Here is a 17,889-nt window from a genome sequence, read left to right as displayed (position 1 = left end):
AATCCATGTTGCAAAGCGACTGAAGCAATTGAAACGTCCGGTGCTTTACAAGCCTGAACGATCTGCTGTTTAAATTCAGCACTGTATGTTCTTCGTTTTTTCGCAAGAGATGCGATGGATGTCTGATTATTTGTAGTCATAAATTTAAGTCCCCACTTGTTTCTAAGTGGGGACTAAATTAAGGCTTATAGGATGAATTCAGAAGGTGTGTTCAGCGGACGCTTACAATTCAGCCAAAAAGATTGAGTGTAAAAAGAAAAAATCCCGCAATTGAATTGCGGGATTTTTTTATAGCACTACTTGATTCAAAATCAAACAGAAAGTGAAAGCTTTACACTAAAATTTCACGTTTCCCATTTGCTCCTTGCTCGCTCACAATGCCTTGCTCTTGCATCTGATCGACAATACGTGCCGCACGGTTATAGCCCAAGCTAAATTTGCGCTGTAAAGATGAGGTCGACACTTTACGTGTTTCCAAAACAAATGCTACACACTGATCATACAACACATCACGGTCTGGACTGCCTTCACCATCTTCAAAACCACGTGAAGATGGTTCTTCATCAAATGGCGTCAAGATTTCATCGACATAGTCAGGATCGCCACGCTCACGCCACGCATCACAAATACGGTTGACTTCATCATCCGAAATAAATGCGCCATGCACACGTTCTGGCTCAATTTTACCCGGCCCTAAAAATAGCATATCACCATGACCAAGCAGGTCTTCTGCACCGCCCGCATCCAAGATAGTACGTGAGTCAATTTTCGAGTTCACACGCAAAGCTACACGGGTTGGAATGTTGGCTTTAATTAGACCTGTGATCACATCCACCGATGGACGCTGAGTTGCTAAGAGTAAGTGAATCCCTGCTGCACGTGATTTTTGTGCCAAACGGGTAATCATTTCTTCCGCTTTCTTGCCCACTTGCATGATCATGTCGGCAAACTCATCTGCCACAATCACAATAGATGGCAATGGTGTTAAACGCGGTGCACGTTCTTGCGTTGCTGAATCTCCCGGCTTCCAAGTTGGATCAATTAAATCTTCACCATTGGCAATAGACTCTTCAACCTTACGGTTATAGTCGCTTAATTTACGAATTTTCAGGAAAGACATTAGCTTATAACGACGTTCCATTTCATTGACACACCAATTTAAAGCGCTGACGGCATCTTTCATATCAGTCACTACAGGCGTCAATAAGTGTGGAATATCGTTATAGTTGGCGAGTTCCAATTGTTTCGGGTCAATCAAAATTAAGCGTAATTGATCAGGCTTGTATTTCAGCAACATCGACAAAATCATCGAGTTCACTGCCACTGATTTACCTGAACCCGTTGTCCCTGCTACGAGCATGTGTGGTGCTTTGCCCAATTCAGTAATCACAGGATTGCCTGAAATGTCTTTCCCCATCGCCATAGATAAAATGCCGTTTGGATCTTCAAAAGCAGGCGTTTGTAATAACTCAATCAAACGTACCATTTCACGTGAACTATTCGGTACTTCAATGCCAATATACGGTTTGCCTGGAATCACTTCGACCACACGTACCGATGCCATCGACATTGAACGCGCCAAGTCACGAGAAATATTGGTTACTTTTGAAGCTTTGACCCCAGGTGCCAAATCCAGCTCAAAACGGGTCACGACAGGACCAGGCTGTGCTTCAACCACTTTGGCTTTGACATTAAATTCCTGTAATTTAATTTCCAGCAATTCCGACAAGCGCGATAATTGTTCTGCGGTGAAGTTCACTTTTTTGTTTGGATCGACTTTATCAAGCAAATCCAAACCCGGTAATGGCGATAAATCACGACGTTTTTCTGCAACCTGCATGGCGCGTGACATCGGACGACCATGTGCATCGGTCAGCGGCGCATCAAAATCAAAGTCATCTTCGTCTAGTGGTTTGCCTGCGGTTTCCTGCCAAGCTTCGATAAATGCTTCTTTGGATAACGCCACTTTTTCTGCTTGTTCAGCCTGTGTAGCAGTCGCTGCGTTTGCCATCACTGCGGCAGTGGCTGCCGTCTGAATAGGTGCCTGAACAAAAGCAGAACTTTGTGCATAGCTACTGGTACTACGCGCTACAGGCGCTTGATCTTGAAATGCATCTTGCTGTAACTCATCACCCAAAAGATCATCCACCAACAAGTCATCTAAACTGTCTAAATCATGCTGCAAATGGCGCTCTTGGCGTACAGCATGATTTTGCGTATTCGAAGCACTTGACGATGGCGGGTTAAAATCTGACTCAAATCTGCTGAGATCATCGTTAAAATTGTGAGCCGTAGGATTCGAGTGCGGATGCACTGTTTCTTGCTGGGTCACAGACTCATCTAAAGTATCCATTGCCCCGCTGTTTTGGAATGGGCTGTGTAAATCACTTGCAGCTTTGCCTTGCGGAACTGCTGCGAGCAATTCATCAAAAATTTGATCATCATCCCAATCTAACGAAGATTTTGCAGTGGCTTGAGATGCCGTAGATGCAGGACGCACTTCATCAAAAGGATTCGATTGTAGATGTGGCTCTGGTTCTTCAGAAGCACGTAATAATGCATGAATGTCTTGGTTATGCTGACTGTCGGTATTTTCTTGTAAAGCACGCCACACTTCGCCTGTCGCAACAATACGCTGGCTGTCTTGTTCTAAGCGATGCGCCTTTTCGATGGTTTTTTCTAACTCAACATCATCAATTTCATCTTGCACCAATAGCTGTTGCTGCGCCTGTTGCTCTTCTTCTTCACGTTGCTGCATGTGATTAAACATACGCTCTGCCGCAGGATGTGGCGCAGTTGTTTCAGCTTCTTTCGCCTGTGCAACCACGGGTTCACTTGCTGCTTCTAAATCAGTTGATGCCACTTCAACAGCAACCACAGGTGCAGCAGCGACAACGGTCTTTTTCACCTGTGGTGTAGAACGGTCAAAGTCAGATTCTGCTTCAGGTACATTGCGATAGAACAAATCTTGCAGATAAGCAGGTGTAGCTTTTAAAGTTGCCCACGTTCTGTTCCACTTCACCCCAAATGCGAGGGTAAATAAGAAAATCCAAAAGACGACTAAAAAAAGTGTTGCTCCATAAATGGTTAAAATTTGCGATAAACTTTTCCCAAGTTCAAAACCAATGATGCCGCCTGAGGCATTGTCTAACGTATCGGCAGGTACTTGCCAAAATAAATACAGCAAACTTGCTGTTGCCAATAAAATGAAGAATTGTGCAGCATAACGAAATGGACGGTTTAAAAAACTACGTGGCCACCAGACTTGTAAGGCTTCAATAAAAAAATAAGCAGGAAGAAGCAGACTCGCCCAACCTAAAAAGCCAAACAGTAAATCGGCAATCCACGCACCTGCGATTCCACTCGCATTTGAAACCTGTTGGGTGTCACTGGAAATGTGCATCCAACCTGGGTCAAATGGAGTATAGGTCACTGTTGCAAGGAACAGATATATTCCAAAAGAGACCAAAAATAATGTCGCTATTAAGCGATGTGCATAAGCACCCGACACCGCAGTCATATATTGTCCTGTCGCCAATTCTTCATCAATGTTTTTTGTTTGTTCGATGGTCTTAAAAAGCCACCTGATTCGGAGCGTCTGTATTTCATTTAGCTGTGTCATTTAAGTTGCATTTCACGATGCAAGCTTCACCACACAGCAAGCTATAAATTATAACAGACCTTCTATTATGCATGTGTTGCCTAGAAAAAGATGCAAGATTATTGAAGTGTGTTGTTAACTTTTTCTATATAGCTCAAATCGATTTACATGATCAGTAATATCAACTTTAATCACACAGCAAACTCATCCTGTTTCACGTATAATTCCATAAATTTCTAAATAAAAAAAGGATGCTGTGCATGAGCGCTCGTCACTCACGTTTAATTATTTTAGGTTCAGGCCCTGCAGGTTATAGTGCCGCAGTATATGCTGCACGTGCCAACTTAAAACCGACTTTAATTGCAGGCTTACAATTGGGTGGTCAGCTCACCACAACTACGGAAGTTGATAACTGGCCGGGTGATCCTGAAGGTTTAACAGGCCCAGCGTTAATGGAACGTATGCAAGCTCATGCAGAACGCTTTGGCACAGAAATCGTGTATGACCATATCAATGAAGTGAACCTGAATGTGCGCCCATTTGTACTCAAAGGCGATATGGAAGAGTTTACCTGTGATGCTTTAATCATTTGCACAGGTGCGACTGCACAATATTTAGGTTTAGAATCTGAAGCAGCATTTATGGGTCAAGGCGTAAGTGCTTGTGCTACCTGTGATGGTTTCTTCTACAAAAACCAAAAAGTGATGGTCGTTGGCGGTGGTAACACGGCTGTTGAAGAAGCATTATACCTGTCTAACATTGCATCACACGTGACATTGGTGCATCGTCGTGATTCACTTCGCTCTGAAAAAATCTTGCAAGATCATTTATTTGCCAAAGAGAAAGAAGGCAAAATCAGCATTCTTTGGAATAACCAAGTTGATGAAGTCTTGGGCGACAACACAGGCGTAACTTCAGTACGTTTAAAATCAACCACCGATGGTTCTACTCAAATTGTTGATGTGTCTGGCTTATTCATTGCGATTGGTCACAAACCAAATACAGGCATGTTTGAAGGTCAATTAAACTTGCGTGATGGTTATATCCAAGTACAAAGCGGCACTGCAGGCAATGCGACACAAACTTCTGTGGCTGGCGTATTTGCTGCGGGTGATGTAGCCGATTCCATTTATCGCCAAGCGATTACTTCTGCAGGTTCAGGCTGTATGGCAGCACTGGATGCAGAAAAATATTTAGATGCACTTGGTGAATAATTTAGTGTCCAAGTTTAAAGACCGCTCTCCTTGAGCGGTTTTTTTATCACGACATTTTTAGGTATGATGAAATCAAGTTCATCGCAAAACTTCATACGGCAATTGATATGCACACGCTCCCCGCTTCACAATTCATTTTCCCCGATCCCATTGAAGTTGATCCTGAGGGTGAAGGCTTGATTTGTGTAGGTGCAGACCTTTCCCCTTCAACCTTATATGAAGCCTATACACATGGCTTATTTCCATGGTTTTCAGAAGGTGATCCTATTTGTTGGTGGAGTCCTGAGCCACGTTGCGTGATTATTCCGCAACATTATCAGCCGAGTAAGTCTTTAATCCGCAACATGAAAAAAATGGATTATCGCATTACTGTCAATCATGCCTTTGAACAGGTAATTCGCAATTGTGCCTTGCCCCGTAGCTATGCCAATGAAACTTGGATTTCTGAAGAGATCATTCAAGGTTACAGTCAGCTTTTTGCAGCAGGTTATGGCTACAGTGTCGAAGTTTGGGAGCAAGATCTTTTGGTCGGTGGTTTATATGGGGTCAGCATTGGCAAGGGCTGTTTTGGTGAGTCCATGTTTAGCCATCGCACTGATGTATCTAAAATGGCATTTTATAGTTTGATGCTGCTCGGACAAGAACAACAATTGCCTTGGATTGACTGTCAATTGGTCAATGATCATTTAATTAGTCTGGGCGCATGTACACTTTCTCGCCAAGACTATCTTAAATCGTTACAAGATGTTGTAAAACAGCCTGCAATCAATTGGAAAAAATATCAGGACAGTGTATTTTCAAGTAAAACAATAGCGCAGTATGCGCGCCTATTTGAATGACAATAACAGAGAGGGATCTTGAAAATGAATTCATATCACCCAAAATCCCTGCTAAATGATTTGCAGTATTACATTACTCCGCCGCATGATTGCAGCTATTTACCCGAAAAATCTGCGCGGATGGTTTTTTTAGACCCTGCACATAAAATTGATGTGCTGACTTTGTCTGAACTCTCTCGGGTCGGTTTTCGTCGCAGTGGCGATTTTGTCTATCGTCCTGAATGCCATTTGTGCCGCCAATGCCTTTCTTCGCGTATTCCTGTCGCTGAATTTAAAATGAACAGCACCCAAAAAAAAGCTTGGAAACGCAATCACGATTTACAAATCAAAATCACCAAGCCACAAGATGCAGGTGATTTGCATTATGCGCTGTATGAACGCTATATCAATGAACGACATGCCGATGGCGATATGTTCCCTGCCAGCCGTGACCAATTTGAAAAATTTTTAATCCACAGTTGTACCAGCAGCTTCTTTTTAGAAGTTTGGCAAGCAGATCGCCTAATTGCGGTATCGACCTGTGATTATTTAGATGATGGTATTTCTGCGGTCTATACCTTTTTTGACCCAGACGAAAGTCGTCGCTCACTCGGAACATTTGCGGTATTAAAACAAATTGAACAGGCACAGCATTTGGGACTGCAATATGTTTACTTAGGCTATTGGGTACCACATTCCAATAAAATGAATTATAAATCGCAATATGGGCCCCTTGAGCTACTACTCGATGGTCAATGGCGACGCATTAACCGCAGCCTAAATACCGATGAGGTGCAGCAATTGGGAAACTCCTTAATGACCACGCTGCCCGTAGGCTGGAATAACTCCATCATCAAATAAAAATGTAATGATGCAATACTATTTTTGCATCGATCAGATTTACTTAAACAAACTGGCAAAATCATCGCTACAAGATTTCACCATAATAATGGCATGCTCACGTGTGCCATCCGTTTTAGGATAATAATTTTTACGTAAATCAATTTGATGAAAACCTGACTTTTCATACAGGGCTATCGCAGCTAAATTACTTTCGCGTACTTCTAAAAAAATCTGCACAGGTTGGTTCTTCAATCCTGCAATAGAATGTTCTAGCAGTTGATAACCTAAACCTTTGCCTTGCTGACTTGGATGTACCGCCATCAACAACAAATTCGCTTCATCCAACACAGGTTGTAAAATACAAAAACCCACCACTTTCCCTGCGTGTTCAATCACGGTACTGTGATAACTGTCCACCGCTTCGGCAAATTGTTTGGCACCCCACGGATGACTTTGTACCAAATTTTCAATCGCAACCACATCAGCGACATCATGGGCTTGCATTAAACGAATCATAAGAAATGATCTTGTGCTGTTCTAAGATGTAGGCATTATAGATTTCACGACAAAAAAATCGAGCAAAAAAAAAGGCAACTTACGTTGCCTGACCAAAGGGAAAAGTTTAAAAGCCTAATTTAGCTTTCCAAGTATTTAATAATGTTGTGGTATCAAAATCGTTAGGATGAAAATTCGGTTTGAAATAGAACAACATTTCTTTGCCCATGCCTGTAATAATCCCTTTAGATGGACTATAGGCATAACGATAAATCATGCGTAAATTTTCCAAATTCAACTGCTTGTCTTGTTTTAGTAAACGCAACAAAAAATAGTTTTGTACAAAAAATAAAGTCAGCATCGAAATAACCAAAGAACTTGTACGTAGTGCATAGGCTTTCAGACCTTTGCCAAACACACCTTCAAATACATCATACGCAACAGCTTTATGTTCGTTTTCTTCAATCGCATGCCACAACCACATAGTTTTCATGGTGTCATCGGTCATCAATTCTTGAATATGAGAATTGCTGAGTAACTGTGAGGCAATCGTAGCCGTAAAATGCTCTAAGGCTGTGGTTGCAGTTAAATCCACCATTTCCTGTGTAATACCAACCGGTTTTGCGATTTTGGCAAGCAGCTTGCGTGTAGTCTGAATGACTGTATCAGTGTGACGATCTAAAGTATCAACATCATGTCCAAACTTTTGCGCTGAAGCATTAAAGCCCACATGCTCATGTGTATGCATGGCTTCTTGACCAATAAAAGCACTGATTTCTTTTTGCAATTCAGCATTATCTTTTAACATTGGGTGATAACGTACAACACGTACACTGTCTATAAAGAACTTTTCACCTGCAGGGAATAAAGCAGATAATGCAGTCATAAAATGGGTAAGACCAGCATTCCCACTCATCCAATATTCTGGCACTGCATCAAAGTTAAAATTCATGCGACGTACAGGGAAACTTGCTCCTGCTCGCTGACTAATACTGACTTTAGCATTCATATTTTATCTCCCTCGATTACTGTAAAACCAATACATCTATTCAGTAACCGACGTATTTCTTATTTTACTTGCTTTCATCTTAAAGTTTTCTCGTTTTTGTTTAAGTGCAGTTAAGGACAGCAAATTGTCAGTTCAGGACATGAGGGACAAAAATAATGATGAGTGAAATTGTTTTTGTGGTGCAAAAGCACAAATAGCGAGGCTTTAAATTTTTTTGTGATATAGATAAAAAATAACCATAAAAAAAGCGCTCCAAATGGAGCGCTTTTTCACACTATACAGTGATTATGCTGTTACTTTAGCAACAACACCCGCACCTACAGTACGACCACCTTCACGGATCGCGAAGCGTAAACCAGCGTCCATTGCGATTGGGTGGATTAATTCTACTGACATTTCTACGTTGTCACCTGGCATTACCATTTCAACGCCTTCTTTCAACTGGATTGCACCAGTTACGTCAGTTGTACGGAAATAGAATTGTGGACGGTAACCGTTAAGGAATGGAGTGTGACGACCACCTTCTTCTTTAGAAAGTACATATACTTCCGCATCGAATTTAGTGTGTGGCTTGATTGTACCTGGTTTAGCAAGTACTTGACCACGTTGTACGTCTTCACGCTTAGTACCACGTAGAAGAACACCACAGTTCTCACCCGCACGACCTTCGTCTAGAAGTTTACGGAACATTTCTACGCCAGTTACAGTTGTTTTAACTGTGTCTTTGATACCAACGATTTCAACTTCTTCGCCTACTTTCACGATACCAGTTTCAACACGGCCAGTTACTACTGTACCACGACCAGAAATTGAGAATACGTCTTCGATTGGCATTAAGAATGCTTGGTCGATTGCACGTACTGGCTCTGGAATGTAAGTGTCAAGCGCTTCAACAAGAGCTACAACAGCGTCTTCGCCATATTGACCTGATTCACCGTTAAGTGCTGCAAGAGCAGAACCACGGATTACTGGAGTGTCGTCGCCCGGGAAGTCGTAAGTAGAAAGAAGTTCACGAACTTCCATTTCAACTAATTCGATTAACTCTTCGTCGTCTACGATATCGCATTTGTTTAAGAATACGATGATGTAAGGTACACCTACCTGACGAGAAAGAAGGATGTGTTCACGAGTTTGTGGCATTGGACCATCAGTCGCTGAACAAACAAGGATCGCACCGTCCATCTGAGCAGCACCAGTGATCATGTTTTTAACATAGTCGGCGTGGCCTGGGCAGTCTACGTGCGCGTAGTGACGAGTTGGAGAGTCGTATTCTACGTGAGAAGTATTAATTGTAATACCACGTGCTTTTTCTTCTGGAGCAGAGTCGATTGCAGCGTAGTCTTTCGCTTCACCACCGAATTTTTTTGCACATACAGTTGCAATTGCAGCTGTTAAAGTTGTTTTACCATGGTCAACGTGACCGATTGTGCCCACGTTAACGTGTGGCTTATTACGTTCGAACTTAGCCTTAGCCATGAGATCTTCCTTTTTAAAACGACTCATGGAGGATCACTCCATGAGCATTAGGTTTTTAACTATGAATTAGTTTGCGCTTATAGTAATCGAAAGATTACTCGTCGTCACCTTTTTTACCACCAGACTGGAATTTAGCAATGATGCCATCAGCCACGTTACGTGGAGTTTCAGCATATTTAGCAAATTCCATAGAGTAAGTCGCACGACCTTGAGACATAGAACGCATATGAGTTGCGTAACCAAACATCTCTGCAAGTGGAACTTCAGCACGAATTGCTTTAGTACCGCCAGGTAAGTCGTCCATACCTTGAACCATACCACGACGACGGTTTAAGTCACCCATGATATCGCCCATGTAGTCTTCTGGAGTTTCTACTTCAACTTTCATGATTGGTTCAAGAAGGATAGGATCTGCTTTCATGAAACCATCACGGAATGCGTAAGAACCTGCCATTTTGAACGATAATTCGTCAGAGTCGACATCGTGGTAAGAACCATCGAACAATGTAGCTTTAATGCCTACAACTGGGTAACCAGCCAAGACACCATTCTTCATACGTTCTTGAATACCTTTGTCTACAGCACCGAAGAATTCTTTAGGTACTACACCACCTACAACTTCTTCAGCGAATTCGTAATCTTTACCAGCTTCAGGATCAAGCGGCTCTAAACGTACGAATACGTGACCGAATTTACCTTTACCACCAGTTTGACGTACGAACTTACCTTCTTGTTCGATAGACTTTTTGATCGTTTCACGGTAAGCAACCATTGGTTTACCAATGTTCGCTTCAACGTTGAATTCACGCTTCATACGGTCAACGATGATGTCAAGGTGAAGCTCACCCATACCCGCAATAATCGTTTGGCCAGATTCTTCGTCTGTACGTACGCGGAATGAAGGGTCTTCTTTCGCCAAGCGACCTAAAGCTACTGACATTTTTTCTTGGTCAGCTTTAGTCTTAGGTTCAACAGCCAATGCAATTACTGGCTCTGGGAATTCCATACGCTCTAGTGTAATCACTGCGTTTTCGTCACACAATGTATCACCAGTGGTTGTATCTTTAAGACCTACACACGCTGCGATATCACCCGCACGAATTTCTTCGATGTCGTGACGGTCATTTGCGTGCATCTGTACGATACGACCAATACGCTCACGCTTCATTTTCACTGGGTTATAAACCGGGCTACCCGCTTTAAGAACACCTGAGTAAACACGTACGAACGTTAAGTTACCAACGAATTTGTCGTTCATGATTTTGAACGCTAACGCAGCAAACGGTGCTTCATCAGACGCTTCACGAGAACCTTCAGTTTCGTCTTTGTCGTCTAAGATACCTTTAATTGCTTCAACGTCAGTTGGTGCAGGTAAGAATTCAATAACTGCGTCCAACATACGTTGAACACCTTTGTTTTTGAATGCAGAACCACACATTGCAGGTTGAATTTCACCCGCTAATGTACGTTGACGTAAACCTGCAAGAATTTCTTCTTTAGAAAGTTCACCATTTTCTAAGTACTTGTCCATGAGTTCTTCTGATGCTTCAGCAGCAGCTTCAACCATGTTAGTACGCCATTCTTCAGCAGTTGCTTGAAGATCAGCTGGAATCTCGCCGTATTCAAACTTCATACCTTGAGAAGCTTCATCCCAGATGATTGACTTCATTTCGATTAAGTCAACAACACCTGTAAATGTGTCTTCTGCGCCCACTGGAACAACGATAGGCACTGGGTTAGCACCCAAACGTGTCTTCATTTGTTCAACTACGCGGAAGAAGTTTGCACCAGTACGGTCCATTTTGTTAACGAACGCTAAACGAGGTACTTTATATTTGTTTGCTTGACGCCATACAGTTTCAGACTGAGGTTGAACACCACCTACAGCACAGTAAACCATACATGCACCGTCAAGAACACGCATAGAACGCTCAACTTCAATTGTGAAGTCAACGTGTCCCGGGGTGTCAATTACGTTAATACGGTGTTGGTCAAATTGGTTACCCATACCTTTCCAGAAGCATGTTACAGCTGCTGAGGTAATAGTAATACCACGTTCTTGCTCTTGTTCCATCCAGTCAGTTGTTGCTGAACCTTCGTGAGTTTCACCAAGTTTGTGACTTTCACCTGTATAGAACAAAATACGTTCTGAAGTTGTTGTTTTACCCGCATCGATGTGCGCAGAGATACCAATGTTACGGTAACGAGAAATTGGGGTTTGACGTGCCATGATTTCTAGCATTCCTAAATTTTGTTGTTTAAAACAGGACGCTTTAAGCTGCTTAGCAACTTAAAGCGATTTGATGACAACTCAGTGACAACTGATTCATCACCCTCCTGATTAGGGCCTGTTTTATCCGCTTAGAAACGGTAGTGAGAGAAGGCTTTGTTGGCTTCAGCCATACGGTGCACATCTTCACGTTTTTTGATCGCTGCGCCTTTACCTTCAGATGCATCAAGCAACTCGCCAGCAAGACGTAACGCCATAGTTTTTTCAGAACGCTTAGCAGCAGCATCTACCAACCAACGCATCGCTAGAGCAGTACGACGGGATGGGCGTACTTCCATAGGAACTTGATAAGTAGCACCACCAACACGGCGTGCTTTTACTTCGACCATTGGACGAACTTTTTCAAGCGTAGCTTCAAAAAATTCAACTGGGTCTACTTTAGATTTTTCTTGAACGCGGTCTAAAGCACCGTAAACGATACTTTCAGCAATAGATTTTTTACCATCTTGCATTACGTGGTTCATGAATTTAGCGATTGTTTGGCTGCTGAATTTAGGATCCGGAAGGATTTCACGAGCAGCGACTACGCGACGTCTTGGCATTTTAAACTACCTATAAATATGACACTTCAGGGTGATCCAGCCGTAGCACAAAGTGTCGTGTGCATTTCGCTGGCCTTACTACACGTCGCTTGAATTTCACAAAATTAAATGCAGAAATCAGACAAGCGAGACGATAAAGGATTGCAGTTCTACGAACTAAGAGTTTAATCTTTAAAAGATTATTTCTTAGGACGTTTAGCACCGTATTTAGAACGTGACTGGTTACGATCTTTCACACCAGCACAGTCTAAAGAACCACGAACGGTATGGTAACGTACACCTGGTAAGTCTTTAACACGACCACCACGGATAAGAACAACACTGTGCTCTTGTAGGTTGTGACCTTCACCACCGATGTAGCTAGAAACTTCAAAACCTGAAGTTAAGCGAACACGGCAAACTTTACGCATTGCTGAGTTAGGTTTTTTAGGTGTAGTTGTGTAAACACGTGTACAAACACCACGACGTTGTGGACAAGCCTTCAACGCAGGAACTTTTGATTTTTCAACCAAAGTCGTACGACCCTTACGGATCAACTGATTTGTTGTTGCCATGTGGCAATTCTCCCGTTAATAAAAAGCCCCAAAAACATACTACTTTTTGAGGGCATGCAATTGTAAGCGAAGATAGAAAAATGGTCAATATTTCATAGGCAGTTAAAATACCAACCAAATTTCTACTTATCACTTGTTTTTATTCAGCTTTTGGCTTGCGAGTACTTGTACGAGTTCTCGGCTTTTTTGTAACCTGCTTTGCAGTTTCTGTACTTGATGTTACTGGATTTTCCGAAACAGTTTCAGCCACTTGGGTTGAATCTTCCACAGGCTCTAAAGCATCTTCCAGCATATATTCATCAATTTCTTCTGCAGGTACAGCAGGTTTTTGCGGTGCAACTTCAGCATGTGGCTCTAGCATTTGATCTGCCAATTCTTCTAGACCTTGCTGAATATTTTCATCGAGCTGTGCTGCAGTTGTTTCCACTTTGTCCGATTTTTTCTGCACTTTTACCGCTCGGATACTTTCATGGTCTGATACGGTTTGCACTAAAGCATCTGACGGCGCAGATTCCGCGCGCTCTTGCCCCGCTACTAATTCATCTTGCTCCGCATGTTTAGCTTCATTGCCCTTCAATTGCTCCAAGAGTTTAGGCGCAGCCTGTGCCAGCAATTCCAACGATTTTTCATACGCATGAATGGCTGATAAATTGCTGTCTTTATGCTGAATTAAATAGCTACGGGCATTGGAAAACACTTGCTGTGCCTTGTGATGCACATCTTCCACCAATTTCCAGCTATATACTGCACTCACCGATGCGGTTGCTACAGGCGTGAGTTTATTCAACATGGAAAACTTAGGTACATGATTCAACCACGGCCATTTGACTTGACCTTGCTCATTCAAGAAGTATTTCTTTAATGCCTCATAATCATTGCTTGAACCGAGCATATTTTGTAATTGATGCACATCATGAGTTTGCAGCATATTGGATAAGGTTTTTAGCCCCATCAGTACCGCTTGCTTTTCTGCAATGACGCCTAAATCAATTTGTTTAAAAATAAACTGAACAATTTCTTGCTCGGTGTCTTTGTTCAGTTCAAAACCGTATGCACGTCCCACCTGATAAATGGTACGCAAAGACATCACAATAGATGCAGGCACATCAATAGTTGAACCGATTACTCCTGTTGCACCTGTCAATGCGCCTTGCAGTGATGCAATCCATTTATTTTGTTCTGCGAGTGCCTGACTAATTCGTTTAGAACGATCTACATCTTGAGTCAATTCTTCTAAATCGCGTACGCCAGCCTGATCAAGCACATCATCAACAGAGCTGATATTGGAAGTAAAACTATTCAACTGATCAAATAGGTAATCTGAAATTTTGTCGGAAAAATCGGGCGACACAAAACTCGCCACCTGATTGACGCGGTTATAGTGACGACCTAAAAGCTGACGTGAAACTTGAGGCACATGCTGTCTGAGCATGTGTTGAGGATTGTCATATTGACGCGCTTGAAAAGCACTAAAGCTACGTGCCTGACCTTCAATAATTTGCCCTGATTTTGCACTATGCTCATCCTTCGCTACAACACTTGGTGCAACTTGCTGCAATACATGGATGCCTGTACTGCTGAGCTTTTTAGCCACCCCAATCGCATTCGAGAAGAATCCGCTTGATTGTTTATTCTTGGAATCTGACATTCTTACTCCTCATTTTTAATTTCTATGATTTATGGGTAGATACTAGGTGTAGTCTAAGTTTATCTCAATATGATTGTGTATCTTTTGGTTGGCTTCCTGCATCTCATTTACCGCTTCACTACAGTTTGATCTTCCCTGCAAAGTGGCATCATATTTGCCATAAGAATTCAAAATTCTTTCTGCTATTATGAACGCAATTGTAAGACATGAGTCATACCGTATCAGCGATTGCTTGGCAGTCACGGTGTTCGGCTCAACATTATCACCATAAAAGGGATCTGTAGATGAAACGTGTTGTAATCACCGGCATGGGCATTAACTCGTGCATTGGTAATACTTTAGAAGCTGTGACTCATTCTTTACAAAACGGTATTTCTGGGACACGTTCCAACCCAACTTATGCTGAACTTAATTTCAAAAGCCACGTAAGTGCAGCAGCAGAACAAAACTTTAACCACATTGACCGTAAATTAAAACGCTTTATGGGCGTGTGTGCGATGTACGCTTACAACGCTGCAGTAGATGCCATTGAACATGCGGGCTTAAAGCAAGAAGATTTAGCAGGCAACCCACGTTACGGTATCGCGGGTGGTTCAGGCGGTAACTCAACTGCATCTGTTGCAGAAATGATTGAGCTACTTGAAGAAAAAGGCGCACGTAAAATTGGCCCGTTCTTCGTACCACGTAACATGTCGAACACCATTACGGCAAACTTGGGTGTTGCGTTCAAATTACAAGGTATCGCGCACTCAATTACCAGTGCATGCGCAACTTCTGCCGATGCAATTGGTTATGCCTACAACCTAATTCAATTGGGTAAACAAGATTTAATGCTTGCAGGTGGCGGTGAAGAAGATCACTGGTCACAAAGCTTATTGTTTGATGCGATGGGTGCTTTGTGTTCTAAATACAACGACACACCAGAAACAGCATCTCGTCCGTACTCTGCAGACCGTGATGGTTTCGTCATTGCAGGTGGTGGTGGTTTCGTGGTTCTTGAATCACTTGAACACGCACAAGCACGTGGTGCAAATATTTTAGCTGAAGTGGTTGCGTATGCTGCAAACTCTGACGGTGCAGACATGGTTGCACCAAGCGGTGAAGGTGCAACACGTTGTATCTTGATGGCTTTAGACGAAGCGAAACAACACGGTGTAGACGCAATTGACTATGTGAACACACATGGTACTTCTACTCCAGCAGGCGACGTGACTGAATTAAAAGCCATGGAACGTGCGTTTGGTGAAGGTAAAGTGCCTGCTCTTAGCTCAACGAAGTCAATGACTGGTCACAGCTTGGGTGCTGCAGGCGTTCAAGAAGCAATTTATTCTGTCTTGATGATGCAAAACGACTTCATTGCACCAAACATCAACGTCACTGAACTTGATGAAGGCGCGAAAGCATTTGATATCGTACTTGAAAAACGCGACACAAAATTGAATACTGTGATGAGTAACAGTTTTGGTTTTGGCGGTGTAAATGCCTGCCTTATTTTCAAGAAGTGGGATGAATAATCTCCTATAGGATAGTCGATGGATGCACCTTCTGATGCTTTTTTATGGGTAAAAGCATTACATATTATTGCCGTGGTTTGCTGGTTCGCTGCATTGTTCTACTTACCACGTTTATATGTTTACCATGCCATGAGTGAAGATACACTGAGCCATCAGCGTTTTGAAATCATGGAGCGCAAGTTGTACCGAGGGATTATGTGGCCGTCTATGATTGCCACCCTCATCACGGCACACTTTTTGGTAGATTGGGGCGATGCGACCCGCAATTACCACGATGCGTTATGGTTTTACCTGAAAGTAGCATTGGTCGGTTTATTGGTGATTTACCATTTGGTTTGTGGCTATTACCGCCAAAAACTGATTGGCAATGCGCATTATAAATCACACAAGTTCTGGCGATTCTTCAATGAAATGCCGACTGTGCTGCTATTAGCGATTGTAATTTTAGTCGTGGTAAAACCACAGTTCTAAAATTTGAAACGCCAAGTATCCTGACATCTCAACCTGATTCGGTTGTAAAAAAACCTCAGTGCAAAGAACTGAGGTTTTTTTATGGGTGACAACTAAAAACAGCACTTATGCTTTAATTCAACGTATTTGTGAGTAAGGCTGAAAGCCCAATGCCGCTGCTTGTTTCTGCTGAGATTGAGGAATCGTGACAATAGCAATTTTTCCATCTGCACCACCACAGACCTGTGCATACATCCGCCCATCTGAACCTACACTGGCACGCTTCACCTGAATCTGTGCTTGCTGTAAACGCTGAACAATTTCCGTAAGGGTTAAACCTGAATCTGGCTCACACTGTCGATGTTGCAATGATGTGTACATTTCGACCTGCGCAGTAGGTGTTATGGATGTAGCAGCATGATTGGCACATGCAGTCATCAGTATTGAAACCGCTACTACTGCAATAGATTGACTAAATATCTTCATCACATACCCTCTTTCAATATTAAAATTAAATATTCAAATTAAATATTGAAGCACGATCTTTGCAATAACACTGCGCTAGAAATGCAAACAGATGTAAGCATCTCGCTCATCCAGATAACTGTTCAAGCACCGACAAAATTTGCGCAAAACACTGAATTCTATGTTTTGGTGCAGCCAAGTCTAACTCCTGAGCCGAGCCATAGCCGTATTCGACTGCAACACAATCGACTCCATTGGCTCGTGCACCTAAAATATCGTGTTCACGATCTCCAATCATTAAACATTGTTCAGGTTGCAATTGTTCTTGCTGCAAAATATAGGCAATTAAATCCGCTTTATTGGTACGCTCACCATTTAGTTCGCTACCGTAGGGATATTCAAAATATTGCAATAAATCGAAGTGATCTAAAATTTGGCGTGCATAAATTTCAGGTTTGGCTGTTGCTAAAAACAGTCGATAGCCTTGCTGTTTTAAATCTGCCAATGTTGCAGCAACATCTTCAAAGACATGATTTTCAAATAAGCCTGTTGCAGCAAAACGCTCTCGATAGCCTGCTAAGGCTTGCTCTGCCAATACGTCATGCACATCTACATGAAGTAATTTTGCCAAAGAGGCTTTTAAGGGCGGCCCGATAATCCAATCAATATTTTCCGTATCTGCAATAGGATGTCCAACCTTAGCCAAACCATAACGCGCAGAAGCGGTAATGCCCTCTTTCGGGTCGGTCAGCGTGCCATCTAAATCAATTAAAAGGTTCTTTATCACAATGTCAGCCTATGTGCCTAAATGACTATCGAGTGTTACTCCAAAGTTGCCTATACTAACCCCAGTTACGGATAAGCCAAAGATTTAATCACATGAATTTTAGGCTTATTCTTTTGGCAAAGTTGATACGCACATAGTGAAGAAAATACGCCTGCTAAAAAACCAGCAATCGAACGATGTTTA

At 42.4% G+C, this 17,889-nt stretch carries 16 protein-coding genes and 1 pseudogene; 5 read left to right on the top strand and 12 right to left on the bottom strand.

What is annotated here, in order from left to right:
* Both ACEO2X_RS10615 and ACEO2X_RS10610 read right to left on the bottom strand, forming a co-directional pair.
* A partial coding sequence (locus tag ACEO2X_RS10615; RefSeq protein ID WP_151813106.1) for a transposase occupies positions 1-140 on the bottom strand: 140 nt, incomplete at its 3' end.
* Between the two features lie 191 nt (positions 141-331).
* Positions 332-3,520 carry a DNA translocase FtsK gene (locus ACEO2X_RS10610; RefSeq protein ID WP_104853253.1) on the bottom strand — a complete coding sequence of 1,063 codons (3,189 nt, stop codon included), beginning with the start codon at positions 3,518-3,520 and terminating at the stop codon, positions 332-334.
* 341 nt (positions 3,521-3,861) lie between these two features.
* Between ACEO2X_RS10610 and trxB the strand changes: the two genes are divergently transcribed.
* The 3 genes from trxB (at position 3,862) to ACEO2X_RS10595 (ending at position 6,494) form a co-directional block, all read left to right on the top strand.
* Positions 3,862-4,815: a thioredoxin-disulfide reductase gene (trxB, locus tag ACEO2X_RS10605; RefSeq protein WP_104852414.1), complete on the top strand. Its 954-nt coding sequence runs from the start codon at positions 3,862-3,864 to the stop codon at positions 4,813-4,815.
* Between the two features lie 107 nt (positions 4,816-4,922).
* A complete protein-coding gene (gene aat, locus ACEO2X_RS10600) occupies positions 4,923-5,654 on the top strand; it encodes a leucyl/phenylalanyl-tRNA--protein transferase (protein ID WP_096902699.1) in 732 nt (243 codons plus the stop codon).
* Positions 5,655-5,678: 24 nt separating this feature from the next.
* Positions 5,679-6,494 carry an arginyltransferase gene (locus tag ACEO2X_RS10595; protein WP_371972014.1) on the top strand — a complete coding sequence of 272 codons (816 nt, stop codon included), beginning with the start codon at positions 5,679-5,681 and terminating at the stop codon, positions 6,492-6,494.
* A gap of 39 nt (positions 6,495-6,533) precedes the next feature.
* Here ACEO2X_RS10595 and rimI read toward each other — a convergent pair whose 3' ends face one another.
* From rimI to ACEO2X_RS10560, 7 genes are all read right to left on the bottom strand, one after another.
* Positions 6,534-6,992: a ribosomal protein S18-alanine N-acetyltransferase gene (gene rimI / locus ACEO2X_RS10590; RefSeq protein ID WP_179994842.1), complete on the bottom strand. Its 459-nt coding sequence runs from the start codon at positions 6,990-6,992 to the stop codon at positions 6,534-6,536.
* 106 nt (positions 6,993-7,098) lie between these two features.
* Positions 7,099-7,980, bottom strand: coding sequence for a metal-dependent hydrolase (locus ACEO2X_RS10585; protein WP_371972013.1), 882 nt, complete (start codon positions 7,978-7,980; stop codon positions 7,099-7,101).
* A gap of 285 nt (positions 7,981-8,265) precedes the next feature.
* A complete protein-coding gene (tuf, locus tag ACEO2X_RS10580) occupies positions 8,266-9,456 on the bottom strand; it encodes an elongation factor Tu (RefSeq protein WP_179989672.1) in 1,191 nt (396 codons plus the stop codon).
* A gap of 94 nt (positions 9,457-9,550) precedes the next feature.
* Positions 9,551-11,686 (bottom strand): elongation factor G, encoded by a 2,136-nt coding sequence (gene fusA, locus ACEO2X_RS10575; protein WP_371972012.1) that lies wholly within the window; start codon positions 11,684-11,686, stop codon positions 9,551-9,553.
* Positions 11,687-11,817: 131 nt separating this feature from the next.
* Entirely contained in the window at positions 11,818-12,288 is a 471-nt protein-coding gene (gene rpsG / locus ACEO2X_RS10570; RefSeq protein ID WP_004975277.1) for a 30S ribosomal protein S7, read from the bottom strand.
* 179 nt (positions 12,289-12,467) lie between these two features.
* Entirely contained in the window at positions 12,468-12,842 is a 375-nt protein-coding gene (rpsL, locus tag ACEO2X_RS10565) for a 30S ribosomal protein S12 (RefSeq protein WP_000246374.1), read from the bottom strand.
* Between the two features lie 139 nt (positions 12,843-12,981).
* The gene (locus ACEO2X_RS10560) at positions 12,982-14,490 is read right to left on the bottom strand and encodes an EcsC family protein (RefSeq protein ID WP_371972011.1); all 1,509 of its coding nucleotides are present in this window, start codon (positions 14,488-14,490) and stop codon (positions 12,982-12,984) included.
* A 284-nt stretch (positions 14,491-14,774) separates the two neighbouring features.
* Here ACEO2X_RS10560 and ACEO2X_RS10555 point away from each other — a divergent pair, with 284 nt between their 5' ends.
* Complete coding sequence (locus ACEO2X_RS10555) at positions 14,775-16,004, top strand: beta-ketoacyl synthase N-terminal-like domain-containing protein (RefSeq protein WP_004975268.1); 1,230 nt, start codon at positions 14,775-14,777, stop codon at positions 16,002-16,004.
* Between the two features lie 18 nt (positions 16,005-16,022).
* On the top strand, positions 16,023-16,475 hold the full coding sequence (hemJ, locus tag ACEO2X_RS10550; RefSeq protein WP_004975266.1) for a protoporphyrinogen oxidase HemJ: 453 nt from the start codon (positions 16,023-16,025) through the stop codon (positions 16,473-16,475).
* A gap of 117 nt (positions 16,476-16,592) precedes the next feature.
* Here the strand turns inward: hemJ and ACEO2X_RS10545 are convergent, their stop codons facing one another.
* The 3 genes and pseudogenes from ACEO2X_RS10545 to ACEO2X_RS10535 all read right to left on the bottom strand — a co-directional run.
* On the bottom strand, positions 16,593-16,940 hold the full coding sequence (locus ACEO2X_RS10545; protein WP_178867915.1) for a hypothetical protein: 348 nt from the start codon (positions 16,938-16,940) through the stop codon (positions 16,593-16,595).
* A 106-nt stretch (positions 16,941-17,046) separates the two neighbouring features.
* A complete protein-coding gene (locus ACEO2X_RS10540) occupies positions 17,047-17,706 on the bottom strand; it encodes an HAD-IA family hydrolase (RefSeq protein ID WP_019837216.1) in 660 nt (219 codons plus the stop codon).
* Between the two features lie 65 nt (positions 17,707-17,771).
* Positions 17,772-17,889: pseudogene (locus tag ACEO2X_RS10535) on the bottom strand (IS982 family transposase); the annotation flags it as partial.

The organism is Acinetobacter sp. AL9 (assembly GCF_041464035.1).
Taxonomy (GTDB): Bacteria; Pseudomonadota; Gammaproteobacteria; order Pseudomonadales; family Moraxellaceae; genus Acinetobacter; species Acinetobacter towneri.
This window is presented reverse-complemented; position numbering and strand designations above follow the sequence as displayed.

Bases quoted from the DNA above. Each gene is read 5' to 3' on its own strand.
- ACEO2X_RS10610 (WP_104853253.1), bottom strand. From the start codon at position 3,520: ATGACTGCGGTGTCGGGTGCTTATGCACATCGCTTAATAGCGACATTA.
- trxB (WP_104852414.1), top strand. From the start codon at position 3,862: ATGAGCGCTCGTCACTCACGTTTAATTATTTTAGGTTCAGGCCCTGCA.
- aat (WP_096902699.1), top strand. From the start codon at position 4,923: ATGCACACGCTCCCCGCTTCACAATTCATTTTCCCCGATCCCATTGAA.
- ACEO2X_RS10595 (WP_371972014.1), top strand. From the start codon at position 5,679: ATGAATTCATATCACCCAAAATCCCTGCTAAATGATTTGCAGTATTAC.
- rimI (WP_179994842.1), bottom strand. From the start codon at position 6,992: ATGATTCGTTTAATGCAAGCCCATGATGTCGCTGATGTGGTTGCGATT.
- ACEO2X_RS10585 (WP_371972013.1), bottom strand. From the start codon at position 7,980: ATGAATGCTAAAGTCAGTATTAGTCAGCGAGCAGGAGCAAGTTTCCCT.
- tuf (WP_179989672.1), bottom strand. From the start codon at position 9,456: ATGGCTAAGGCTAAGTTCGAACGTAATAAGCCACACGTTAACGTGGGC.
- fusA (WP_371972012.1), bottom strand. From the start codon at position 11,686: ATGGCACGTCAAACCCCAATTTCTCGTTACCGTAACATTGGTATCTCT.
- rpsG (WP_004975277.1), bottom strand. From the start codon at position 12,288: ATGCCAAGACGTCGCGTAGTCGCTGCTCGTGAAATCCTTCCGGATCCT.
- rpsL (WP_000246374.1), bottom strand. From the start codon at position 12,842: ATGGCAACAACAAATCAGTTGATCCGTAAGGGTCGTACGACTTTGGTT.
- ACEO2X_RS10560 (WP_371972011.1), bottom strand. From the start codon at position 14,490: ATGTCAGATTCCAAGAATAAACAATCAAGCGGATTCTTCTCGAATGCG.
- ACEO2X_RS10555 (WP_004975268.1), top strand. From the start codon at position 14,775: ATGAAACGTGTTGTAATCACCGGCATGGGCATTAACTCGTGCATTGGT.
- hemJ (WP_004975266.1), top strand. From the start codon at position 16,023: ATGGATGCACCTTCTGATGCTTTTTTATGGGTAAAAGCATTACATATT.
- ACEO2X_RS10545 (WP_178867915.1), bottom strand. From the start codon at position 16,940: ATGAAGATATTTAGTCAATCTATTGCAGTAGTAGCGGTTTCAATACTG.